The sequence below is a fragment of the Shinella lacus genome (assembly GCF_010994755.1).
GTDB lineage: Bacteria > Pseudomonadota > Alphaproteobacteria > Rhizobiales > Rhizobiaceae > Shinella > Shinella lacus.
In genome coordinates this window covers 1-17,507 of sequence record NZ_WHSB02000001.1, presented here as the reverse complement: position 1 = coordinate 17,507, position 17,507 = coordinate 1, and the positions used below count along the sequence as shown (strand labels likewise).

General features: G+C 58.1%; 13 protein-coding genes and 1 pseudogene. 12 read left to right on the top strand and 2 right to left on the bottom strand.

What is annotated here, in order from left to right:
• Positions 1 to 35: 35 nt before the first annotated feature.
• From repC to GB927_RS00055, 4 genes are all read left to right on the top strand, one after another.
• Complete coding sequence (gene repC / locus GB927_RS00070; RefSeq protein ID WP_256114434.1) at positions 36 to 1,250, top strand: plasmid replication protein RepC; 1,215 nt, start codon at positions 36 to 38, stop codon at positions 1,248 to 1,250.
• A gap of 115 nt (positions 1,251 to 1,365) precedes the next feature.
• Positions 1,366 to 2,492 (top strand): IS3 family transposase gene (locus GB927_RS00065; protein ID WP_256114433.1). Its coding sequence is split into 2 segments (ribosomal slippage): positions 1,366 to 1,594 and positions 1,594 to 2,492, totalling 1,128 coding nucleotides; the frame shifts between segments, so codons are not numbered across the junction.
• A gap of 738 nt (positions 2,493 to 3,230) precedes the next feature.
• Positions 3,231 to 3,701 carry a hypothetical protein gene (locus tag GB927_RS34350; protein WP_256114432.1) on the top strand — a complete coding sequence of 157 codons (471 nt, stop codon included), beginning with the start codon at positions 3,231 to 3,233 and terminating at the stop codon, positions 3,699 to 3,701.
• A complete protein-coding gene (locus GB927_RS00055) occupies positions 3,644 to 3,964 on the top strand; it encodes a hypothetical protein (protein WP_256114431.1) in 321 nt (106 codons plus the stop codon). The genes GB927_RS34350 and GB927_RS00055 overlap by 58 nt, the downstream gene beginning before the upstream one ends.
• A 3,190-nt stretch (positions 3,965 to 7,154) precedes the next feature.
• Here GB927_RS00055 and GB927_RS00050 read toward each other — a convergent pair.
• On the bottom strand, positions 7,155 to 7,337 hold the full coding sequence (locus tag GB927_RS00050; RefSeq protein WP_256114430.1) for a hypothetical protein: 183 nt from the start codon (positions 7,335 to 7,337) through the stop codon (positions 7,155 to 7,157).
• A 205-nt stretch (positions 7,338 to 7,542) separates the two neighbouring features.
• Between GB927_RS00050 and GB927_RS00045 the strand changes: the two genes are divergently transcribed.
• From GB927_RS00045 to GB927_RS00025, 5 genes are all read left to right on the top strand, one after another.
• The gene (locus GB927_RS00045) at positions 7,543 to 8,643 is read left to right on the top strand and encodes a Bug family tripartite tricarboxylate transporter substrate binding protein (protein ID WP_256114429.1); all 1,101 of its coding nucleotides are present in this window, start codon (positions 7,543 to 7,545) and stop codon (positions 8,641 to 8,643) included.
• 83 nt (positions 8,644 to 8,726) lie between these two features.
• Positions 8,727 to 10,700 (top strand): tripartite tricarboxylate transporter permease, encoded by a 1,974-nt coding sequence (locus tag GB927_RS00040; protein ID WP_256114428.1) that lies wholly within the window; start codon positions 8,727 to 8,729, stop codon positions 10,698 to 10,700.
• Positions 10,701 to 10,707: 7 nt separating this feature from the next.
• Positions 10,708 to 11,748 carry an AbrB family transcriptional regulator gene (locus tag GB927_RS00035; RefSeq protein WP_256114426.1) on the top strand — a complete coding sequence of 347 codons (1,041 nt, stop codon included), beginning with the start codon at positions 10,708 to 10,710 and terminating at the stop codon, positions 11,746 to 11,748.
• 117 nt (positions 11,749 to 11,865) lie between these two features.
• Entirely contained in the window at positions 11,866 to 13,392 is a 1,527-nt protein-coding gene (gene tcuA, locus GB927_RS00030; RefSeq protein WP_256114425.1) for an FAD-dependent tricarballylate dehydrogenase TcuA, read from the top strand.
• Between the two features lie 62 nt (positions 13,393 to 13,454).
• Positions 13,455 to 14,339: an IclR family transcriptional regulator gene (locus GB927_RS00025; RefSeq protein ID WP_256114424.1), complete on the top strand. Its 885-nt coding sequence runs from the start codon at positions 13,455 to 13,457 to the stop codon at positions 14,337 to 14,339.
• 45 nt (positions 14,340 to 14,384) lie between these two features.
• On the opposite strand, the gene GB927_RS00020 is transcribed toward GB927_RS00025, so the two are convergent.
• Positions 14,385 to 15,377, bottom strand: coding sequence for an isocitrate lyase/PEP mutase family protein (locus GB927_RS00020; RefSeq protein ID WP_256114423.1), 993 nt, complete (start codon positions 15,375 to 15,377; stop codon positions 14,385 to 14,387).
• 141 nt (positions 15,378 to 15,518) lie between these two features.
• On the opposite strand from GB927_RS00020, the gene GB927_RS00015 reads away from it, so the two are divergent.
• The 3 genes and pseudogenes from GB927_RS00015 to GB927_RS00005 form a co-directional block, all read left to right on the top strand.
• The gene (locus tag GB927_RS00015; protein ID WP_256114422.1) at positions 15,519 to 16,781 is read left to right on the top strand and encodes a 3-isopropylmalate dehydratase large subunit; all 1,263 of its coding nucleotides are present in this window, start codon (positions 15,519 to 15,521) and stop codon (positions 16,779 to 16,781) included.
• Positions 16,778 to 17,293: a LeuD/DmdB family oxidoreductase small subunit gene (locus GB927_RS00010; RefSeq protein WP_256114421.1), complete on the top strand. Its 516-nt coding sequence runs from the start codon at positions 16,778 to 16,780 to the stop codon at positions 17,291 to 17,293. The genes GB927_RS00015 and GB927_RS00010 overlap by 4 nt, the downstream gene beginning before the upstream one ends.
• Before the next feature lie 24 nt (positions 17,294 to 17,317).
• A pseudogene (locus GB927_RS00005) lies at positions 17,318 to 17,507 on the top strand (hypothetical protein); the annotation flags it as partial.

The following is a 17,507-nucleotide window of genomic DNA, read 5'->3' as shown; positions in this document are numbered from 1 at the left end:
GCGGATTTCTTTTGCCTTGTCGAAGGTGAGAGAAAATGCAGAGTGGAAATGTAACGACGCCCTTCGGGCGGCGGCCGATTTCGCTTGCCTTGGTCAGGCAGCAAGTCGCAACGGCCGAGATCCCCGCGGGCAAGCGGGCTGACAAATGGAAAGTCTTTCGGGACGCGTCCGAAGCCCGTGTGCTTCTCGGGCTGCAAGACCGTAGCCTGGCCGTACTCGACGCCTTGCTGAGCTTCTATCCGGAGAACGAACTGCGCCAGGACGCGCAACTCGTCGTCTTCCCATCGAACGCACAGCTGAGCATCCGCGCCCACGGGATGGCGGGCGCAACGCTGCGCAGGCACCTTGCCTTTCTGGTCGAGTCAGGCCTGGTCATCCGCAAGGACAGCGCCAACGGCAAGCGCTACGCCCGCAAGGATAGGAGCGGGACGATCGAATCCGCCTTTGGCTTCGATATATCCCCTCTCCTGCTGCGCGCCGAGGAACTCGCGGAGATGGCACAGAAGGTCGCCGCTGAGCGCGCCGCCTTCCGCCGCGCAAAGGAGGAGCTCACCATCCGCCGCCGCGACGTACGCAAGTTGATTAGCGCCGCGATAGAGGAGGGGGCTCCAGGCGACTGGGCGGCGATCGAAGACATCTATATCAGCCTCATAAGCCAAATTTCCCGTGCCCCGACGATGGCGGACGCGATCAAAATTAGCGCAGAATTGACGCTCCTGCAGGAGAAGGTCGTCAACATGCTGGAAAACTTCGACAATTCGAAGAAGACGAGCAGCAATGCCGCTCAAAGTGGGCAGCATATACAGAATTCAAAAACCGAATCCATACGTGAACTTGAACCAAGCTCAGAAACCGAGCTGGGGGCGATCCCGAGCAAAAACCTGAAGCCAAATGCACAACCACCCCTCCCCTTCCCTTTGGGATTGGTCTTAAAGGCCTGTCAGGAGATCAGCGCATACGGACCCGCCGGCACGATTGGCAACTGGCGCGACATGATGTCTGCAGCGATCGTTGCCCGCTCGATGCTGGGAATAAGCCCGTCGGCCTACGAGGAAGCATGCGAGGTCATGGGATCCGAAAACGCCGCAGTCACCCTCGCCTGCATCCTCGAACGAGCTGGCCACATCAATTCACCCGGCGGATACCTGCGCAACCTAACCTCCCGCGCCCGCCGCGGAGAATTTTCACTCGGCCCGGTTTTGATGGCGCTGTTGAGATCTGGCGGTGAGGGCGCACGGGAGGCTGGGTGAATGTGTGAAGGGGCTCCCGAAAAGAGAGCCCTCCCCTTCCCTCCGAGACAATAAGTTGAATAGCCCCTAGATTTGTAGACGCCTTCTTTCCTAATTTTGAGGCAGGAAGAGCATCATGAGCAAATCGAATTTCAGCGAAGAATTTAAGCGTGACGCTGTTCGCCAGATCACGGAGCGAGGCTATCCGGTTGCGGAGGTTTCGCAGCGGCTCGGGGTGAGCCAGCATTCCCTCTACGAATGGAAGAAGAAGTTTGCATCGTCGAACGCCAAGGGCAACGACGAGGCCGAGGAGATCAGGCGGTTGAAGAAGGAACTGGCTCGCGTCACCGAGGAGCGAGACATCCTAAAAAAAGCGGCCGCGTATTTCGCCAGGGATGCAAAGTGAAGTACGCGTTCATTGCCTTGCATCGCTTGCAGTTTTCAGTGCGGACGATGTGCCGTCTTCTGCGGGTTCATCCCAGCGGATTTTACACCTGGCTGAAGAGCCCGCTGAGCATGCGGGCCAGCGAGGACAAGCGACAGACCGATCTACTCCTGAAGGCATGGGAAGAGAGCGGCAAGGTCTACGGTTATCGCAAGCTGCACGACGATCTTCTCGATCAGGGAGAGATGTGCTGCCCGAACCGGGTCGCGCGTCTGACGCGTCTCGCCGGGATCAAGGCGCAGATCGGTTACAAACGCCGTCCCGGCATCTATGGCGGCAGACCGTCTGTCGTCGTCGATAATACGCTCGACCGGCAATTCGACGTGACGGATCCAGACACTGCCTGGGTGACGGACATCACCTACATTCGAACCTGCGCGGGCTTCGTCTATCTCGCCGTTGTCATCGACCTCTATTCGCGTCGTGTGATCGGTTGGGCACTACAGAGCCGCCAAACCACCGATGTTGTATTGCAGGCTCTACTGATGGCGGTGTGGAGGCGAAAGCCGAAGGACAAGGTGCTGATCCATTCAGATCAGGGTTCGCAGTTCACCAGCATGGACTGGGCATCGTTCCTCAGGTACCACAATCTGGTTCACTCGATGAGCCGACGCGGCAACTGCCACGACAATGCGGTGGCCGAGAGCTTCTTCAATCTTCTGAAGCGAGAAAGGATACGTCGCAGGCTTTACCGTTCACGCGATGAAGCGCGCCAGGATGTGTTCGATTACATCGAGATGTTCTACAACCCGAAACGCAAGCACGTCAGAAACAGAATGCTGTCGCCCGTTGAGTTCGAAAGGCAGCAGAAAATCTAACCCAAGGGTGTCTACAAAACTCGGGGCTATTCATGGCTGTTCTCTTGAAGCTCTCCTGCCCCTTCGTCATTTTGACAATCTACTCGTCTGTAAACCGTGCACGGTTTATTCCGTCCTTCTGCTTGACGCGGCGAACTCTACCAAAATTTTGGGGAAGTTCTGGGGCTCGGGTTACAGAGTACGTATCCAGCCAGCACATGCTCAGTGAATTAGAGTATTCTACAATACAGTATGAAGACATGTCCTAATGAGACACATTCCCCTATCAAATTCAAAAATTGGGGAGCGTCAATTGAATGGCCATGAAACTCGAAACCATCTCCCATCGTCTTGAATGTCGCTTGCGACGCGGCCCCTCGCCGCTTGAAGCAACAAAATAAGGGACATCCGGGAGCTCTAGATGACGAGTCGAGCTCGCTCCACCGGCGATATGTTGAGCCGGGGACCGGCGCGCTATTTAAAAAAAGGTGACTGCCGGCTTCTGATCCATTTCACAGCTTTTTGGGGAATTTGCCCATTGCGAGACTTTCCGAAATGCCGAACGAGGTCTTTTGATTAAACGTTCGCAATCGCGTTTGGTGTACCAAGCCAAATCCCGTGCCATTATTCGCGGAGAAAAGGCGCGCAAGGCTATTCCATTCCATTCCACGCCGCGCGGAGTGGGTGACCCTTTGCATTGACTAGCCGCGCAGGAGGACTGGCGGCTGGAGGGCGATGTTCAGGAAAGGCTGACGGGTGATGATAGCGCTCCACGTTCAGGAGGGCTTTGAAATGGTGTGTCGGCATTGTGGGAGTTGCGACATCAGTCGCAGCGGCAGGCATGGGGGCGTGCAGCGCTTCCATTGCCGGTCCTGCCAGTGTTATTCGCTCGAGTGGACGCCGAATTTCAGCGCCGCGACCAAGGCGCTGGCCCTCGGCATGCACCTCCACAATGTCGGCATCCGCAAGATCGCCCGCTTTACCGGTGCTGCTGCCCCCGTTATCACCTGGGTCCGCAAAGCCCATGACGCCATGGTGGCGAAGAACGCGCTGTCGCCGATCTACGACACCGGACCCGACATCATCGAGATGGACGAAATCTGCACGTTCGTCAAAAAAAACAGCACCGGGCGGTCATCTGGACTGCTTATAGCCGGCACCAGCGCCGTGCCGTGGCCTATCACATCGGGGACAACGGCGTCTCCATTGCTCTCGCCCTCTACACGTTGATCAAGCTGGCTGTTGGCGACATCGCGACGGTCTTCACCGATGCGAACTCCTGCTATCAGCTAGCCTTCGAGCGGAATGGCGGGCCTGAGCGGCACGAACAGACCAAGGCGCGGACCCATTTGATTAAATCGGCAAATTCATCCATTCGCGACAACCTCGCCCGCCTCAATCGCCGATCCAAGCGCTATTCCAAAACCATTCAGATGCTCGACATCACCCTCGACCTGTTCTTCAACAGGCATCTCATCCGAAACAGTCGATAGTAATCAATGCCCCCTGAGGGGGGCAGATACGTCATGCGTTAACATACGCAGCCCTGCCCCTGCCCCTGCCCCTGCCTCTGCTTTCGCGGCGATCGCTCGGGTCGTGGGTCTTGTTCCCCGTTTACTGCTTTGGTCAGGATTTGGGCTCGCGGCAAGTCCAACAATGCTTTGTACCGTCCTCAGTGCGGATTCACTGGCGCGGCCTCGATGATCTTATGGATAACGTTGCATTATGAGGTGGAGAAGAAGATTTCAATGCGCCGACGGTACCCAGCAGGGCTGCATATTCGACTCGCAGATAAAGAGATCGAGAAGCCGGAGCGGCTTCATCATGCTTCGGCCGAATGATCCAGATAGCCACCTCTTTAAAAATTCCGTTCGATATCGCACAGTATTCCCGGATAGTTCGCTCCATGGCCAATCTGTTTGCCATTTTAACGGCTTAGCCGCGTGATCTGTCGGCCTTGAGCCAGTTCGTTTTATCTTGCTAGGATTTCGTTGCTCCTATTGAGCGCTTACCTCACGCTCATGATCCACCCCGCGCGTCTGGCGTCAGATCGGTGAAACTTCTTGACGATTTTTCTGCCTCTTGTCATTTTTCATGATCTTCTTGTCACAGCGAATCCCAATTCGAAAAGATCTGCTTTACAGGAGCTTAAGCAATGTGCGCGGCTGTGCCGTGTAGAGCCAACTTGAGAGTGGACGACGTCCATGGGTGGAAGCCTCGACAACTCTAGGGCTCATACTCAAGTGATGCTAATATGTCGTGCGCATTTGTTGTGCCACCACTCCGAAGGCCATGATTTCGGCCGCGCGTATCTCAATGTGCACGTTATCAGATTTTATTAGCCGGCTAAGACCCTTTAGCTAATTTGGCTCTTCTACAGCCATCGGGAGTTGTGCAGTTCATGCGCAGCCGTGAACCGCTATTTTTGGATCGGCAAGCGCAAAATATTCCGTCCCTACTTGATCGAGCGTGTTGTTTTTGGCGCTAACAGCAAAAGGCGGCGGTGGTAAGCCGAGCCTTGAGCTTTCTGAGCAGTGAAAAAAACCCTGACAGCTGTCAGGGTCTGAAGCCAGGTTCGCGGTGTCGAAAACAAATAGTTCACGCTCGTTTCCCAACGTGAAATCTCGCGATGCGTTCTCGCGACTACAATCGCATACAGAGAGATAAATCGGTGGACGAGGAGGTGCGCAAGACCACTATGTTCTAAAACGGCGTTCGATCTTCGAGCGATCTGAACGATCTATTACTTTAAAGATCACCGGCGACTTCTAGGTCTCGCTGCCCAAAAGTATAAAAGGTGGGGCATTCGTGCCTCGAACTAGAAACCACGGTCACAAAGGGCGCAAAAAATCTAAACACACTCGGATCGTATTTAAATTTTTGGAAGGCTGTCGTGGCGTTCTGAGCGTTGGAAACTGCAATCGTTAGAAACAGCACGCGGCGATACGGGATTGAGTGAAGACAGCGTGAATGGGGACAAAAATTTGACTTCAACGCGGTTGGTTATACCTCATTCCGACTCAAGCTAGCGCGTGATGCCGGCGCTTAATTATTTCTCGTCCGCGCCCTTTGAGATTTGGGCCTTTTCATCGCCATGACTTCTGCCGTCCTTTGAGTGCACATTTGGCCATCGTAGGTTCGGTCTTCCGTACGTAGTGAAGTATTAACAGTGCCATGTCGAAGCAGGGAGTGCCCGCCATCGCATAAAAATGACCACAAATTCTATTCTCGCCGGAAATGAGCGCGGCATGCAATGTAGTCGCTTTCTGTTAGCGGCCGCGCATCATTGTTGTGTCACAGGGCTGCCAAGAGAACCGGCTAGATACGTCGTTTCAATTCGCCATCATGTTGCGAAGATCAAGATCTCCGGTCTCGGTTCGATCAATTAAGCCGATCGGAACTTGCAATATTCGTGCTCTAACTGGTTTATGTCTTCGCAAATTGGACGGCCTCGAATAAACTCGCTCTTCGTCGCGAAAAGAGGGGTCTCCGGATCTAACGGTATCGATTAGCATCACAGACGCGTGAAAAAGATACCGCTCTGAGAATGTATTTCCCAGATAAATAGCAGGGCAGTAGGTACATCGGCAACACGCTCCTTTTTACTGGTACGGTCTCCATGCGAATTTTGCGCTTGTCATAGCCGGGTGTTAGAGGCGCATCCCAAAATTGTTCGCGCCTCTCCTTTATAGGGCACTTATCTTGGCCAAGCATTTAGACACCTCACCGTGAGGGGAAATTAGTGAATCATGTGCAGCGGAGGTTAGCTCGATCTCGGAAGGATAGACCTCATTCTGTTCGTCTCAGAGAAGAAGTGAGATAGTGTGCAAGGGCGTTTCACGTTGGCCAGAGATGGAGGGTTTGGGCTGCCGCAGCACCTAGTTATATACGGGCAACTAATATGTGGCTCAGGCGCGAGGAACACGACCAGCTGAAGTCGGCTCCTACGTCGCCGCTAGAAGACCTCTTGATCCGCGAGTGGAGAAAAATGTACGAGCTATTGCTCAAGGGGTCTGAGTTGGGAGGCCAACAGATTGGCTTCTATAAGCATGGCTAAGGCGAGAGACGCCATAACGTATTACAATAGTCCGCTCAATCGTAGCGGCTTGTTCACAGGAAATGAATAGTAGCTTAAACCGGTTTGTTTTTTGCCGCGTCTCTCGAAAGACGCTTTGGTCATCCATTTTTCCGCCAGTGAGGCTCAAGCCATATCCAGGTGAAGAAAGGAAGCGATGGCATAGGTCCGACAAGGTTATCGGGGCGGGAAGTCGAGGAGTGAATGACAGATCTCGAATGTCATTTCTGAAAGATCTGCAAATTGAGCGTGACTACTGCGCGCATCCAAAGATGCGCGTACTCTATAATTTCACTCGATCGCTCTGCATGAAGCAGCAAGTCTTTTTCTCTCAGTATGCCTTGACCTCCATCTGAAATAGAAAGCGGGCATTGGTTTGTCGACGGCTTTAAACAAGGGGGGCGGTTCTTTCGCCGCATATCCAATGTGTATTGTCGTCTCACAGCGTGGATATCGAAGCAATCGTTCGCTATTGAATTCTGCGGGTGGGCGTCCACATGAGTATTCGGAGCGGTGCTTTCTGGCTTGTTTCCAGCGATAGGCGTCGTTAGCCCATTGAAGACTGAAAATTATACGCTCGCGAAATTATCGATCGTTATCTTCTTACTCTAGCCCGTGCGGTTTTTTTGGAAAAAATGCAGTATATTCGCACGTGCCTTCGTATTTTCGGTGGTCGATTGACGTTGTTCTGCAATAAGGCCGGCGGTGTTTTCGGCCATTTTTGAAGCTAAATAGGCCCCAAAAGACTTCTTAATCGGTCGCCTAGCAATCTTCTGCTCAGTTGTCGCCATCAGTATCCCATCACTCAAAGCGTCGAATGCCGCGCGGCTCTGATCTGCCTCAAGGACGTTCCGTGTGCAATCGCAGTGTCGATTTTGCTCAGCGTCGGCTCGCCCGAGCAAAGCATTTGCACGGCGCTGAACTCTGTGCTTATATATGAAATACCGTTTCACTAGATGAGACATACGGTATTGCGCGATCAGGAGGAGGATACGCATGCTTTTTAAGACGTGGAAATATGCGCTGCTTGTTACAGCCGGCTTGGTCTGCTGTACGGGCTTTGCCGGTTCGGCTGTGGCCGAAACCGACTTCGCCGGTCAGAGGATCACGGTCACCGTGCCCTATGCGGCAGGCGGTGGGGCGGATCTCTATGCGCGGTTCCTGACACCGCTGATTGCCGAGCGCTTGCCCGGGCAGCCGACGATAGTGATCAAGAATGTCGAAGGGGCAGGCGCGATTGCCGGCAGCAACCAGTTCGAGCAACGCGCCAAGAAGGACGGCACGGATATCATCGCAGCCAGCGCGTCCGTGATGCTGAACTTCACCTTCAAGGACCAGCGCGCGCAATACAATCTCGACAAATGGATCCCGATTATCAGCTCCGCCCAGGGCACCGTAGTCTATATGAGCAGTGCCCTCGGCATCAAGACGGCAGACGAACTGCCCCAGCTCGAAGGCAAGGACGTCACGCTCGGCGCCAACAATCCGACCGGCGGCGACATGCGCGTTCTCATGGCAATGGACCTTCTCGGTGTGAAAGTGCGTCCGGTTTTCGGCCTCAACCGTGGCGACGCTTTTCCGGCCTTCGAGCGCGGTGAACTCAACCTCGATTTCGCGATCAACAATGCCTACCAGAAGCTCGCCAAGCCATTGGTCGACAGCGGGGAGGTTGTGCCGCTCTTCACGCTCGGTTTTGCGGACGACAACGGGAAGGTCGTGCGCGACCCCGCCAATCCGGATCTACCGCATTTCCTGGAGGTCTACGAAAAGCTGAAGGGCGAGCCGTTGTCCGGCCCGGCGCGCAAGGCATGGGATTCCGTGTTCAACCTCAACGTGATGGCGACCAGGGCGATCCTGCTGCCGGAAGGCACACCGGATGAGGTCGTGACGACTTATGAAGGCGCTGTGAGCAAGCTGCTTGCCGACTTCGAAGCCGATCCGGCGCTCAAGAAGAAGGCAACCGACCTGCTTGGGGAAGAGCCTCAGGCGACGGGGGAGGCGGCAACCCGCAACGTTCGCAGCGCCGTCGTCTTCGACGATGAAGCGCTCGGCTGGCTGCGGTCCTGGCTGAAGCAGCGTTTTGACGCGTCTCTATAATCTGGCGCGATCGAAGGCGTGATCTCCACGTCTTCGATCCTTGTTTTTGCGGGCGCAGCTGACGCGTCGATTTGAGGAATATCATGGAAGTCATAGTTCAGTCGCTGGGGGAGCTGCTGTCGCTGCACCACCTTGCCTATCTGTTGATCGGTGTCGGCATGGGCATGGTGGTCGGCGTTCTGCCCGGCATGGGTGGCGTGGCCGGCATGGCGCTGCTTCTTCCCTTCGTCTATGGCATGGAGCAGACTTCCGCCCTTGCGCTGATGATCGGTATGTTGGCAACGACGGCGACAGGCGACACCTTTCCGTCCATCCTCATGGGCATACCCGGTGGGTCATCCTCCGCGACCGTGCTTGATGGCTTCCCGCTGGCGCGTCAGGGCCATGCGGCGAGGGCGCTGAGTGCATCCTTTTCCGCCTCGCTCATCGGGGGTCTGTTCGGCGCCGTTGTGCTGACGGGCTGTGTCTTCATCGCCAAGCCTTTGATCCTCGGCGTGGGCATGGGAGAACAGTTGTTGCTGATCCTCCTCGCCTTATCGATGGTGGGCTCGCTGACGGGCGCCAGTCTCTTCAAGGGACTTGCCGCCTGTTCCGTCGGCCTCCTGCTCGGCAGCATCGGCAGTGCGCCGGCCACCGGTGAACTGCGCTACACGTTTTCCACGGTCTATCTGAGCGACGGCATTCCGCTCGTCGTGCTGGCGCTCGGCATATTCGCCTTTCCAGAGATCGTCGACTTGATGCGGCAGCGCTCGACGATCGCCAAGGATGCGCGGCTCGGCAGCGGCTTCATGGAGGGCATCTTCGACACAATACGCAACTGGTGGCTGGTCCTTCGCGTCTCGGTGTTGGGCGCGATCGTCGGCATCCTGCCGGGTGTCGGCGCCTCCACTGCTGACTGGCTTGCCTATGGCCATGTCGTGCAATCCTCGCGGGACCGTTCGAAATTTGGCAAGGGCGACATTCGCGGCGTGATCGCGCCCGAAGCCGCCAACAATGCGGTGCGCGGTGGTGACCTCGTGCCGACCCTGTTCTTTGGCATACCGGGTTCCGGGTCTATGGCGCTGCTGCTTGGCGCGTTCATTCTGATCGGGCTTGAGCCCGGTGCGCGCATGGTGGGCGCCGACCTGCACCTGACCTTCGTCATCATCTGGTCGCTGGCGCTTGGAAACGTCTTCGCGGGCATCCTCTGCGTCATGCTGGCCGGGCCGATTGCTCGCCTGACTGTCATTCGCTACGCGTTGATGGCGCCGCTGATCGTTGTCGTAATGGTGTTCACCGCCTATCAGGCGACGAAGAGCTGGGGCGACATCGTCACTCTTCTGACGCTGACGGTCTTCGGCTGCTACATGAAGCGGTTCGACTGGCCGCGTCCGGCGTTGGTCGTCGGGTTCGTCCTTTCGCGCCCGCTCGAAGCCAATATCTATCAGACGGCGCAGGTCTATGGCCTGTCCTTCCTCGAGCGGCCTCAGTCCATTGCCATCGCGCTCATGGTGCTCGCCTCGCTCGCCGTCGGCATCCGCATCATGATGAAGTCGTCGCCGGATGATCCCGCGGATGCGGAAGGAGACGCGGTGACATCGCGCGTACCCCAGATCGCATTCTCGGCCGCGCTGGCACTTGTGACACTATGGGCGCTCTTTGCGATCCGCGACAAAAGCTATCTCACTTATCTCTATCCCGCCTCTGTGGGCGTCATCACGATTATCCTGACCGGCATGGTGATTGCACACCAAGCCTTCGCGCCTCTGGCAAATCCCGTCCTCGGCGATATCGACCAGACGAATAGGACCGTCTTCAGCGAGCGGCCGAGCAAATACGTCTACTTCGCCTGGTTTGCGCTGTTTGCCGGGCTTATCTACGTCTTGGGCTTTACGCTGGCATCGGCGGTCTTCGTCTTTGCCTTCCTCTATGTCGAGTGCGGTCGTCCCTTGCGCCGAAACGCGATCATCACCCTGTGTACGATCCTGACCCTCGCGGTGCTCGCCTATGTGCTTTATCTCGACTATCCGGAGGGTCTAATCCCGCTCTGGCTGGACTTCCCGGACTGGCTGATGTGAGCGGCGCGTGGTCGCGCAGCTTTTGAAATTCCTGCTGGCGGTGGGGATAGGCGCCGCCGGCGGGATGGCTTTCTCCCTTATCGGTACGCCGCTCCCTTTCATGCTCGGCGCGATGACGGCGACAACGATCGCCAGTTTCTGCAAGCTGCCGCTCGCCATGCCGAAATTAGCGCGCAACTGCTTAGCGACCGTTCTCGGCGTCATGTTCGGCAGCGTGCTGGATGTCTCGGGCATACCGACGGGCAGCGCGCTGGTCGTTCTGGCGCTCCTCGTGGTTCTCTACCTCGCCAGCATGGTGGGGCTCGGCTGGCTCTTTTTTCGGCGGGCTGGCTTTGATTCTGTCACGAGCTATTTTGCCGCCGTGCCGGGCAATCTGTCGGAAATCGTCGTTCTGGCGGAGGATTGCGGGGCGGATGTGAAGAAGGTCGTCTTGGTACACTCCGCGCGCCTTGCCGTCACGGTCACGGCCATTTCCCTCTCGCTTCGCTATCTTCTCGGCCTGGAGGTCGTGGCCCTGACGCCCAAGCCCGGACTGCCGCCCGGATGGCTGGACCTCGCCATTCTGGTCGGATGCGCGATCGTTGGCTCGTTGGCAGGCAAACTGCTGCGCATACCAGCACCGTTCCTCATCGGTCCGCTCATCGCCAGCATCATTGTGCACGCCATTCCGTTGACACAGAGCGCCCCGCCTGCGGCCATGGTGGCCGGCGCCCAGGCCGTTCTGGGAACATTCATCGGGGTCCGCTTTGCGGGCGTGCGCTTGAACGAGGTTTTCGGCACGCTTGCGATCTCACTCATATGGGCGCTCTCCGCGCTTCTTCTCGTCGCAGCTTTTGCCGCGGGCGTCTCTTATCTTCTCGGCGAGGCTTTCGACGCGATGCTGTTGGCGTTTTCGCCCGGGGGCGTCGCGGAGGTTTCGGCGCTCGCCGTCGCGGCTCATATCAGCCTGGGCTTCGTTGCCACGATACAGATCATCCGCATGAGTTGCCTCGTCGTCATCGGGCCGATCGTCGTCCGGCGGTTGTTCGGCAGCAAAGTGACGCATTGATGTTTCGTACAATGAAATGATGTTTCATAATATTGACAATGCTGGCTAGGGTCGGCATGGTGCATTCAAAGCCGTCCGACGATGGAGCGGCGTCTCAACCGGAGGAGCGAATTTTCAATGAGTGGCAAGCAATACGATGTGATCGTTGTCGGCGGCGGAAACGCGGCTCTGTCCGCAGCACTCTCGGCCGTTGAAGGCGGAGCAAGCGTTCTCGTGCTCGAGCGCGCGCCGGAGCACAAGCGCGGAGGCAATTCCGCCTTTACGGGCGGCGGCTTCCGCATGGTCCACCACGGTGCTGCCGACATCAAGAAGATCGTTCCCGACTTGTCGGACGAGGACATCGCAAAAACGGATTTCGGCGAATATACCGCAGAGAACTATTTCGACGATCTGGGCCGCATTACGCAATATCACATCGACCCGGAACTCGCCGACATCATCGTCAACAACAGCACCGACACTGTTCACTGGCTCATGCAGCAGGGCGTGAAATTTGTGCCGAACTACGGACGCCAGGCCTTCAACCACAACGGCCGGTTCAAGTTCTTCGGTGGCGTGGTCATCTATGCCAATGGCGGTGGTGCCGGTCTCGTCGAGGCCGAAATTCGTGCCGCGGAGAAGCGTGGCGTCGAAATCCGCTACGGCACGCGAGCTGTCTCGCTCCTGCGCAACGGCGCAGCCGTCGGCGGCGTTCGGGTCATCGTGGATGGCATCGAGGAAGACATCCACGCCACGGCCGTGGTTCTCGCTTGCGGCGGCTTCGAGGCCAACCGCGAATGGCGTGCCCGCTATCTCGGCCCGGGCTGGGAAATGGCCAAGGTTCGCGGAACCCGCTACAATACGGGTGACGGCATCAAGATGGCGCTCGACTTCGGCGCGCAGTCCTACGGCCAGTGGTCTGGCTGCCACTCAGTTTCCTGGGAGCGTTATGCGAACGATTTCGGCGATGTCGATGGCCAGCATTCCGCGGGCTATCGCCACAGCTACCCCTACAGCATCATGGTCAATGCCGAGGGCAAACGCTTCTTGGACGAGGGGGCTGACTTCCGCAACTACACCTATGCCAAGTATGGCAGGATCGTGCTCCAGCAGCCCGGCAGCTATGCGTGGCAGGTGTTCGATGCCCAGGTCGCGCATCTCATTCGCGATGAATACAAGATGCGCGGCGCCACCAAGGTGAAGGCCGATACCCTCGAGGAACTGGCCGACAAGATGGGGGACGTCGACTATCACGGCTTCCTCAACACCGTCCGTGAGTACAATGACTCCATTAAGAAGGATGTCGACTTCGATCCGAACATCAAGGATGGAAAGTCGACGGTAGGGCTCGCGGTCACCAAGTCGAATTGGGCCAACACGATCGAGAAAGGTCCATTCGAGGCCTACTCGGTCGGCTGCGGCATCACGTTCACGTTCGGTGGCCTGAAGATCAATACGGAGGCGCAGGTTCTCGATATCGAAGATCAGCCACTCTCCGGCGTTTTTGCCGCCGGTGAACTGGTGGGCGGGCTTTACTACTTCAACTATCCCGGCAGCACGGGCCTGATGGCGGGTGCGGTTTTCGGGCGCATTGCGGGGCGAAGTGCTGCCGCCTATGTCAACACGAAGGCCGCCAAGCAGGCAGAACAAGCCGTTGCGGGCTGAGGCTGGACGCTGAAACGGTTTGCCATTACGGTGTCATTTCACGATATGAAATGGGTTCCCATATGGACGAAACAGTTTCCGGACGTCGAAGAGGGGGCCGCGGATCACACGCGGCCACCCCATCTGAGGACACAAACGAAGCATCTGCTTCCGCCACGGAAGAGGCCACCAAGAAGGGTGGTGCCTACTCCATCACCGTCTTGAACCGGGCGGTGGAGATCATGGGTGTCTTTAGTTCGGGCCAGCCATCTCGAGGCCTCAAGGATATCTCCAAGGCGACGGGTCTGCCGAAATCCACCGTGTTCCGCATCCTCTCCACCCTCGTCGAACACGAGTTCTGCGAGATGGACCCGAACACGGGCGAGTACAGTCTGGGCTTCGCCCTCGTGCGCCTTGCCGACATTCGCCGCCGGCAGGCCAACCTGCATGCCTTGGCCGCCCCCGTCATGCGCGACATCCGTAACGCACTGAACGAGACCATCGTGCTCTCCGTGCGCTCTGGCGATACGCGCGTTCACATCGATTCCCTCGAAGGGCTGCATCCGATGCGCCGCAGCGCCGATCTCGGCGTGCATTCTCCGCTTTATGCCGGTGCGTCCAGCAAAGTGCTTCTTGCCGGGCTGGATGACGCAGAAATCGAAGACTATCTCGCCCGCGTCGAGCTACAGCAGATCCAGGAAAATACGATCACGCGGCGGGAGGACCTGCTCAAGGAAATCGCCCTTATCCGAGAGCTCGGCTATGCCGAAAGCCGCGGCGAGCTGATCGCAGGCGGCGGCGCGATCGCCGTGCCTATTAAGAATTATGAAGGCCGCACCGTAGCGGCAATCGACGTGCTGACGCCGGCCTATCGCTACACACCCGAACACAGGGAGCGATGCATCGGCTTGATGCTGCACGGTGCGCGGCAGATATCGGAGCGCCTGGGATACAAGCCGCCGGCGTGAACTCCGCCGGCAAGCAAGCGCCCGGTGCGGCGGGCCATGGCCGCCTCAGCCGTCGCGGCCTTCGGCAGGCACTCCACGAAAATAGCGCTCTTCAAGGGCCTGCTGGCGTGTGGCCCCTTCGCCCTCCGGTCCGACAAAGGGGATCGGATAGGGATTGGCCTTGCGGCTATCGGCGAAACGTTCCCAGGCCGCGATGCCGTCGCTCTGGAATTCCTGCATGAAGTCCCAGACGGCGGCCCACGCAATATGATGCGTGAAGCTCGGCAGCCAGGCGAGATTGACACCGAGGTCCTTGTGCTCGTCGAGCGACAGGTAACGTGGCAGCTTGCCCTTCATGAACGAAAATGGCCCTTTCACCGCGGCGCGGGCATGGCGGATCTCATCGACCGAGTGCGGTGATTCGAGCTGTACCCAGTCGACGCCGGCTTCTTCGCGGTAGGCCCGCAGGCGGTCGAGTGTCTTGGGAAGATCGAACCCAACAGCGTCGCGCGCATAGCATTGCGCCATCACCACGAAGTTCGGATCGATCTCGTTCTTCATGTCGACGGCGGCGCGATAGCGGGCGATGACCTGGTCGAGCGGCGCGACTTCGATACCGGCGTCGCCCGTCCTGCGCTTGCCCTCGATCGGCTGGTCGTCGATGCGGATTCCTGCGATTCCTGCCCTTATGCATTCGCGCACCATGCGGCGCACGGCCATGATGCCGCCATGCCCGGTGTCGCCGTCCATGATGATCGGAAAATTCACCGACTGTGCGATCCAGCCGGAGATCGTGACGCATTCCATCATGGTTGCCGTGCCGACATCGGCAAGCCCGGTATAGGCACCGACGACGCTTCCGGTCCCGACGAAGCCCACCTCGCACCCGGCTTTCTCCATGATGCGGGCTAGGTGGGCGCTCGGCGGGTGAAGGACCGAAACTACGCGTTCCTGTTGCTCCATCAGCTGGCGCAGCCGCACTGCAGGCGCGCCCGTCTCGGCTCGCTTCGATTCGTCTTCGCGGTTTTCGGGCATTCCGCCGGTGTCTTCCTGCTGCACGGGGTGATCCTTTGTTCTCTCATGGCACGGCGATGACGCCTGTTGACACTATTTCCCAAACAGACTTATCTTGCAATATAAAATGAAATGATGTTTCATAGAATGAGACGAACGGAAGCCGACAACGGCTGAAAGGTTGCCATGCATGCGCTTGCCAAGATAATTGCCGCCCACGCGGGCCGGGACAGCGTTCAGGTCGGAGAGATCGTGAATGTCGAGCCTGACCTGATCATGCTGAACGATCGCGGCGCAGCACGCGCCCGTGCGTTGCTTGCGGAAATGGGCGGCGACAAGGTTTTCGACCCGGAACGGGTCGTTGTCGTTTTCGACCACCATTACCCCGCGATCCGCCCGCAGGATGCAGAGGCCCAGAAGGTGACGCGGGTCTGGACAAAGGCTCAGGCCATATCGAAATTCCATGCCGGAGAAGGCATTGGCCACGTGCTTTTCCCGGAGAAGGGGTATGCGCGGCCCGGTAGCCTCATTTTCGGGACCGATTCCCATACGGTCACAAATGGCGCCCTCGGTTGCTTCTCGACCGGACTCGGGCATTCCGACATCGCCTCGGGCCTGGCGCTCGGATACAATTGGCTCCGTGTTCCCGAAGTGCTGCGTGTCGTGCTGCATGGCGAACTGAAGCCATGGGTGACCGCAAAGGACATCGTGCTCAAAATCGCCCAGGACTATGGCGAGGACGCCGCCGTCTACCAGGCGGTCGAGTTCACTGGCCCGCTCGTCCGCTCGCTGTGCATGGACGAGCGCCTCGTTTTGACGAATATGGTGATCGATTTCGGCGCGAAGGCCGGATACATCCAGCCCGACGAGATCACGTTCGACTATCTCCGGTCGCGTCAGGTGACATCCGGCTGGACGGTCTACGAGACGGACGGGGAGGCGGATTACGCCCGCACCATCGAGATCGACGTGACGGAGTTGGACTCGCTGGTGGCGCTACCGCACGACCTCTCCAATGTCGTGACGGCAGGCGAGGCGGCCCATATCGAGGTCGACGAAGCCATCTTCGGAACCTGCACCGGCGGCAGGATCAACGACTTCCGTCTGGCGGCGGAGATCATGCGCGGTAGGCACGTCGCGGACAATTGCCGGATGATGGTCAATCCCGGTTCGGCGGACGTTTTCCAGCAGGCCATGCGCGAAGGTCTCATCCAGATCATGGTGGAGGCAGGTGCCGTGATCGGCGTGCCCGGATGCGGGCCCTGCACAGGCTGTCACCAGGGCATGATGGCGGCTGGTGAAATGGGCATTACTTCCGCCAGCCGCAATTTCCGCGGTCGCATGGGTAGCCCGGACTCCAGCCTCATCGTGGCCTCTCCCGCCACGGTGGCCGCGTCCGCAATCGCCGGCCACGTGGTCTCCCCGAGCGAATTTCTGGTGAAGCAATGAAGATACGCGGCAGAACCTGGACCTTTGGTGTGAACGTGAACACCGACCTGATCTTTCCGAAACCTCATTTTCGGCCGGCCTATGAACCGGGCGAAATGGCCTCCCATTTGATGGCGGGAATCGATGAGGGCTTCGCATCGAAGGTCCGCCCAGGCGACATCATTGTCGGCGGCTTGAACTTTGGCTGCGGATCAAGCCGCGAGGAAGCCGCGGGCGCAATGCGCGAGGCGGGCATCGCAGCCGTTGTGGCGCCCAGCTTCGGCCGGCTCTTCATGCGCAACGGCATCAATTTCGGCATCCCGATCGTGGCACTCGCCGATATCGACCGGCACGTGACCGAGGGTGACGAGCTGGAAATCGATCTCGACATCAGCAGCCTGCGGAACCTCGCTACCGGCTATCACGCGAGCCTTGCGCCAATGGCGCCGGAATCCCTGCGCATGATGCAGGAGGGCGGCATAAAGGCCTATACGAGGCGCATTCTCGCCGAACGGCGCGCCGCCGGCGCCTAAACCCTGAAACGATCGATGACAGGAATGGCCAGGACGCCGACGATCGGCGCCGTGCCATCGCGCCTGCATCGCCAGTCGGAGAAAATTGCCATGAAGATCTTGGTCCCTGTAAAGCGGGTCGTTGATTACAACGTCAAAATTCGCGTGAAGGCGGATGGCTCGGGTGTCGAGCTTTCGAATGTGAAGATGTCGATGAACCCGTTCGACGAGATTT

Bases quoted from the DNA above. Each gene is read 5' to 3' on its own strand.
- GB927_RS00040 (WP_256114428.1), top strand. From the start codon at position 8,727: ATGGAAGTCATAGTTCAGTCGCTGGGGGAGCTGCTGTCGCTGCACCAC.
- GB927_RS00045 (WP_256114429.1), top strand. From the start codon at position 7,543: ATGCTTTTTAAGACGTGGAAATATGCGCTGCTTGTTACAGCCGGCTTG.
- GB927_RS00025 (WP_256114424.1), top strand. From the start codon at position 13,455: ATGGACGAAACAGTTTCCGGACGTCGAAGAGGGGGCCGCGGATCACAC.
- GB927_RS00015 (WP_256114422.1), top strand. From the start codon at position 15,519: ATGCATGCGCTTGCCAAGATAATTGCCGCCCACGCGGGCCGGGACAGC.
- repC (WP_256114434.1), top strand. From the start codon at position 36: ATGCAGAGTGGAAATGTAACGACGCCCTTCGGGCGGCGGCCGATTTCG.
- GB927_RS00010 (WP_256114421.1), top strand. From the start codon at position 16,778: ATGAAGATACGCGGCAGAACCTGGACCTTTGGTGTGAACGTGAACACC.
- GB927_RS34350 (WP_256114432.1), top strand. From the start codon at position 3,231: ATGATAGCGCTCCACGTTCAGGAGGGCTTTGAAATGGTGTGTCGGCAT.
- tcuA (WP_256114425.1), top strand. From the start codon at position 11,866: ATGAGTGGCAAGCAATACGATGTGATCGTTGTCGGCGGCGGAAACGCG.
- GB927_RS00050 (WP_256114430.1), bottom strand. From the start codon at position 7,337: ATGGCGACAACTGAGCAGAAGATTGCTAGGCGACCGATTAAGAAGTCT.